This is a genomic window from Mycobacterium sp. TH-M25, from assembly GCF_057473665.1.
Genome location: NZ_JBYCLA010000130.1, coordinates 1 through 4,996 on the forward strand (window position 1 = coordinate 1; position 4,996 = coordinate 4,996).

Below are 4,996 nucleotides of genomic sequence, written 5' to 3' on the forward strand. Positions count from 1 at the left end.
TCGAAGGTGCCGCATCTGGCCGACGTCAAGCCGTTCGGCCGCCACGTGATGTTCGACGTCGACCACATCGGGGGCGTGCCGGTGGTAATGAAAACACTGCTGGACGCGGGCCTGCTGCACGGCGATTGCCTAACGGTGACCGGCCAGACGATGGCCGAGAACCTCGCTGCCATTGCCCCGCCGGACCCGGACGGCAAGGTGCTGCGCGCGTTGCACAACCCAATTCATCCGACCGGGGGCATCACGATCCTGCGTGGATCGTTGGCCCCGGAGGGCGCTGTGGTCAAAACGGCTGGATTCGACTCCGACGTGTTCGAAGGCACCGCAAGGGTTTTCGACGGCGAGCGGGCCGCGTTGGACGCACTCGAGGACGGCACCATTGCCAAGGGCGACGTCGTAGTCATCCGCTACGAAGGCCCCAAGGGCGGCCCGGGGATGCGCGAAATGCTGGCCATCACCGGGGCCATCAAGGGCGCCGGGCTAGGCAAAGATGTTCTGCTACTTACCGACGGCCGGTTCTCCGGCGGAACGACCGGCTTTTGTGTGGGACACATCGCTCCGGAAGCGGTCGACGGGGGACCAATCGCATTCCTGCGTGACGGCGACCGGGTCCGGCTAGACGTGGTCGGCCGCGCTCTCGATGTGCTGGTCGATCCGACCGAGTTTGCGGCTCGGCAAAAGGATTTCGCTCCTCCTGCGCCGCGCTACACCACCGGCGTGCTGGCCAAGTACGTCAAACTCGTCAGCTCGGCGGCGATCGGCGCGGTCTGCGGTTAGTCCTCTCCCAGCCCGGCTGTGGCCGGCTCTAGCCGTCACAGCCGGGCGAATTGCTGCCTGGTTGGACGAACTTCGGACTATCCGTGCGAGGCCGTGTTGCGGGTGCGCATACCGAAGTAGGTGGCATTCAGGCCCAGGCAGGCTAATAGCGCACCTGCGATGACATTTGACCAGATCATGCCGGCCGTCAGCGAGATGCCGTGCAGAATCCACGGCGAGAAGACGAGCCACACGCCAAGCACTGGCAGCGTCCACGTCATACCGTGGGTGCGGTCCAATGCCGTCGCGAACCCGTATGCCAAGACCGCGACCGCGATCCCAGCGATGAGGTCGCACCCGGCAAGCCGTCTTGTCGCACTGAATCCGACGATCCATGGTGAGGCGGCCGCATAGAGGCCTGTCAACATGGCTAGGCCGAAGGTGACATGCGCACTCATCGACTCGGCGGCGCGCTCATAGCTCGCGCGCAGGGCCAACAAATCGGGGTGGTGCTCGATTGATGAATGGACTGTACTCATTTTGCAACCTTTCTGTCATGCAGCAAGGCGCTTATGCAACAAGCATTGTGGGCCCGCTGCAACCCATCCATCCGCTCTAAGATTACGCTCGCTGACCTGACGGCAGCAACGAAAATCAGGTCCCCCAGAAAGCACCCGATAGCGCTGTGAAGTCAACTTATTTCCAAAGGCCGTCAGAACCCGTCGTCTCACATTTGCGCCGTTGCGGTAAGCCCGGTGACCCCCTTTGCGGATCGCGGCCACGTCGCCGTCTCCGTCACCACCCGGTGGATGTCGTACCCAGCCGTGCTGCGGTGAGACGGCAATGGGGGCAACCCAACGCTAACCGACCAGGGACTTCCCGGGAACGCCCCTGTCAGGCGGCCGGATCAGAACCCGACACACGTCCAGTTGTTTACCATGTACCCGTAGGGGGTACATAATGGCACCGGTGGTTGTCCCCATTCCCGGACAACCCAAACGGAGTCAATCACCGGGACTTCACCGAAGCCCCCAACACAGATAAGGGTTAGACAAATGACAAGCTACGAGCCGGGGACATTGTTGACCTGTGGCCACGAAGGTTGTGGGTGTCGAGTTCGTATCGAGGTCGAGTGTCACTGCTCAGGGTCGGGTGACCCCTACCGCTGCACGTGCGGCGACGCCATGGTGCCTGTCACGTAGCCCTGGCACGACGGTCATGCGTTCGGGCCGTGCTGATCATCACGATCATCGCCCGAACGCACGACCGGCCAGGTCGACGTGAGCTGCTAGCTCTAGGGCTACCGCCGACGCACCCACTGCCACGGTGTAGCCACCCGGCTGGATACACCATCGGCCGGCGCTGCCGTCGTAGCGAGCCAGCAGCCGCGGATCCGCCTCGATCGTCACACGGCGGGTTTCGCCGGGCTCAAGGTCGACCCGCTCGAAGCCCAGCAGCCGCAACCGTTGTTCACCGGGGGTGTCAGTCAAATACAGCTGCGGGATATCCGCTCCGCTGCGAGCGCCGGTGTTGACGACGCTGAAACTCGCCCGCACGGTGTGGCCGGCAGTCACTACCAGGTCGCGGTACGCGAAGTCGGTGTACGACAAGCCGTGACCGAAGGCGAACATGGGGGTCTCGCCCGTCTGGGCGAACCAGCGATAGCCAACCTCGGCTCCTTCCGAGTATGAGATTGCGGTCGGTGTCCCCCAAACAGCTCCGAGGCCGGGCAGCTTTGGGCGCGGCGTCTGGCCGAGGTCGACCGGGAATGTGACCGGCAGCCGACCCGACGGATTAACCTGGCCAGCCACGATTTCCGCGATGGCCTGACCACCGGCCTGACCCGGATACCAAGCCTGAATGATGGCGTTAACCGAGTCTCGCCAGGGCATTGCCGCCGGGTTGCCGGTCTCGAGCACCACAACGGTGTTCGTGTTGACGGCCGAAACCGCGGCGATCAGCGCGTCCTGACCCCACGGCAACGATAGGTCGGCGCTGTCGAAGCCCTCCCCTTCGACACGGATCGCGAACACGATCGCGACGTCGGCGCGTCGCGCGGCTAACACCGCCTCGGCCGGGCTGATGCCGGGATCGAACTCGATCTGCGCGTTGGGGAATAGCTTCGTTAGCTCGTTAAGCGGGCTCGACGGTAGTAGGTAAAGGTTGCGTAGCCCGGCCGTCAGCCCGGACCCGCCGATCGGGATCACTGCCGCGTAGCCGCCCGGGGGAACGACGGCACTTGAACCGCAGCCAGTTGGCACACCGAGCTGTGCATAGCCGCCGATGACGGCGATGCGCGCGGGCGACTCGGCGGCCAGCGGCAACACCCCGCCGTTCTTTAGCAGCACGATTCCCTGCCGTGCGATCCGCAACGCAACCTCGTGGTGCGCAGCTAGATTCGGTATCGGCGCGGCGTCGCACCGGTCAATCCCAACAGCGAACATCGACCGCAAAATCCGTCGGACCATGTCCGACAGCCGCTCTTTGGGCAGCCTGCCGTCGGCATAGGCGTTTCGCAGCTGGTGGGTGAACGGCTCCGAGTGCCACAACACGGCGTCGATCTGGGCACCGCATTCTTGGTCGAGGCCATTAAGGGCGCACTCCCAGCTCGGTGTTGCGCCCCAATCGGACATGACCCAACCGCGGTATCCCCAGCCGTTTTTCAACACGTCATTGAGCAAAACCTGGTTGCTGGCGGCGTAGTCGCCGTTGACCTTGTTGTACGCCGTCATCACTGCGCCGGGCTGCGACCGTTCGATGGCAATCTCGAAGGCCAACAAGTCAGATTCGCGGTGTGCGTCGGGATCGATCACCGCGTCCAGCCAATGTCGATTGGTCTCGTTGCAGTTCAACGAGTAGTGCTTGACGGTCGAGATAACCCCCTGCTGCTGTATACCGTTGATCGACTCCGCGGCAATGGCGGCGCTCAAAAGCGGGTCTTCGGAAAGGTATTCGAAGTTGCGACCGTTACGCGGGTCGCGCACGAGGTTGATCGCGCCCGCGAGTTGCACGTTGAACCCACGGCTGCGTGCCTCCCGGCCAATCGCGTCACCCGCGGCACGGGCCAGTGTGGGGTCAAAGCTGGCGGCCAGCGCCAGCCCGGCCGGCAGCGCGGTAGCGGTGTCACCGGGGCGATAGCCGGGATTGGTGACGCCCAGTCCGGCATCGCTCATCAGCAGCGCCGGAACACCGAGCCGAGAGATCCCGGGCACGTAGCCAGCGCTCATCGGAATGCCCGGCGGGATGCGCTCATCCCGCAGCGGCCACAGTTCCCCGGCCCCCATCACCCCGACCAACAGCGAGAATCGCTCGTCGTCGGTCATCTGGGTCTCGACCTCGCGCGCCCGCACGTCGGGATCTAGTTCGCCCACCGCACACCCTCTTTGGCGTATACAACGCGGCACACGTGCCCAAGCTCTGGCCCCATCACCAGCTCGGTCAGTGCGCATATGGTGGCGACAAACTCCGGACCATGTGGCGGTTGGGCCTGACATAGGTGGTGCGCTACTTCGTGGAGAACCTGCAGCTCGCGGATCGCCCTGTCGGCGATGTTACCGTCGGGAACCGCGATAACGCCTGCACCGTCAAAGTTTTCGTAGTGCGCCGCGGTGGCCGCCCGCCGCGGCCGCACCGTGAGCGGCAACGTTTTCGGCCAGTATTGCCGCACCGCCGGTAAAGCAAGCACATCGTCAACGTAACGCTGGACTGACGCAACCGAACCGAACCGTGCTTCCGGTGGCAGGGTCAACTGGGCGCCAAAGAACTCCACCGCGGGTGATCCATGTTCGGCGGCACGGTCGAACAACGTTCGGATGAATTCTTCAGCCGCATAAACCTTGGCACGCTGCGAGTCTCGCACTGAATCCGGCAACGTCACCGGCGCAGCGCGGGCCGCGCGCCGGGCAGCTCAGGACTGTTGCCGAGCCGGGCCTGTCGGCCGGCCCGATCGCCCGCGCGCCGCGCCGCCGACGAATAGCCTGCCGACGCTCTGGCGGCTTGCCAGGTGCCGCGCGCCTTCGACGCGCTGCGGTAGTAGTCACGAAGCTCAATCTCCTTGTCTCGCAACGCGATAGCTGTACCAGGCGGGCGATCACGGTCTTTGGTCGCCGCCCGCCGGGTCTGATCGCGGGCCTCGGCCAGACGCTGACCGACACGCATTCCGAACGCCAACTGGAAGTTGAGTCTGGCGGTGATCGTCGGGGTGGGCCGGTGCGCGCCCGACGCGAGATAGATGTCCGAG

5 protein-coding genes and 1 pseudogene are annotated in these 4,996 nt (G+C 64.5%); 2 read left to right on the top strand and 4 right to left on the bottom strand.

The features are described from left to right. Positions 1-777: dihydroxy-acid dehydratase domain-containing protein (locus AC2VOU_RS04435; protein ID WP_486956259.1), on the top strand; the 777-nt coding region annotated here is incomplete at its 5' end. A gap of 77 nt (positions 778-854) precedes the next feature. Here AC2VOU_RS04435 and AC2VOU_RS04440 read toward each other — a convergent pair. Next, positions 855-1,295 carry an SPW repeat protein gene (locus tag AC2VOU_RS04440; protein ID WP_047314456.1) on the bottom strand — a complete coding sequence of 147 codons (441 nt, stop codon included), beginning with the start codon at positions 1,293-1,295 and terminating at the stop codon, positions 855-857. Positions 1,296-1,796: 501 nt separating this feature from the next. On the opposite strand from AC2VOU_RS04440, the gene mymT reads away from it, so the two are divergent. Then, on the top strand, positions 1,797-1,958 hold the full coding sequence (gene mymT, locus AC2VOU_RS04445; RefSeq protein ID WP_156166421.1) for a copper-binding metallothionein MymT: 162 nt from the start codon (positions 1,797-1,799) through the stop codon (positions 1,956-1,958). 45 nt (positions 1,959-2,003) lie between these two features. Here the strand turns inward: mymT and AC2VOU_RS04450 are convergent, their stop codons facing one another. The 3 genes and pseudogenes from AC2VOU_RS04450 to AC2VOU_RS04460 all read right to left on the bottom strand — a co-directional run. After that, a complete protein-coding gene (locus AC2VOU_RS04450) occupies positions 2,004-4,079 on the bottom strand; it encodes a glycoside hydrolase family 3 C-terminal domain-containing protein (RefSeq protein WP_486956261.1) in 2,076 nt (691 codons plus the stop codon). 35 nt (positions 4,080-4,114) lie between these two features. Further along, positions 4,115-4,633, bottom strand: coding sequence for a TIGR04338 family metallohydrolase (locus tag AC2VOU_RS04455; protein WP_486956260.1), 519 nt, complete (start codon positions 4,631-4,633; stop codon positions 4,115-4,117). Further along, positions 4,630-4,996, bottom strand: a pseudogene (locus AC2VOU_RS04460) (DUF2786 domain-containing protein); the annotation flags it as partial. The pseudogene AC2VOU_RS04460 and the gene AC2VOU_RS04455, both read right to left, overlap by 4 nt.

Coding starts and splice junctions, on each gene's coding strand:
- AC2VOU_RS04450 (WP_486956261.1), bottom strand. CDS start 4,079: ATGACCGACGACGAGCGATTCTCGCTGTTGGTCGGGGTGATGGGGGCC.
- AC2VOU_RS04440 (WP_047314456.1), bottom strand. CDS start 1,295: ATGAGTACAGTCCATTCATCAATCGAGCACCACCCCGATTTGTTGGCC.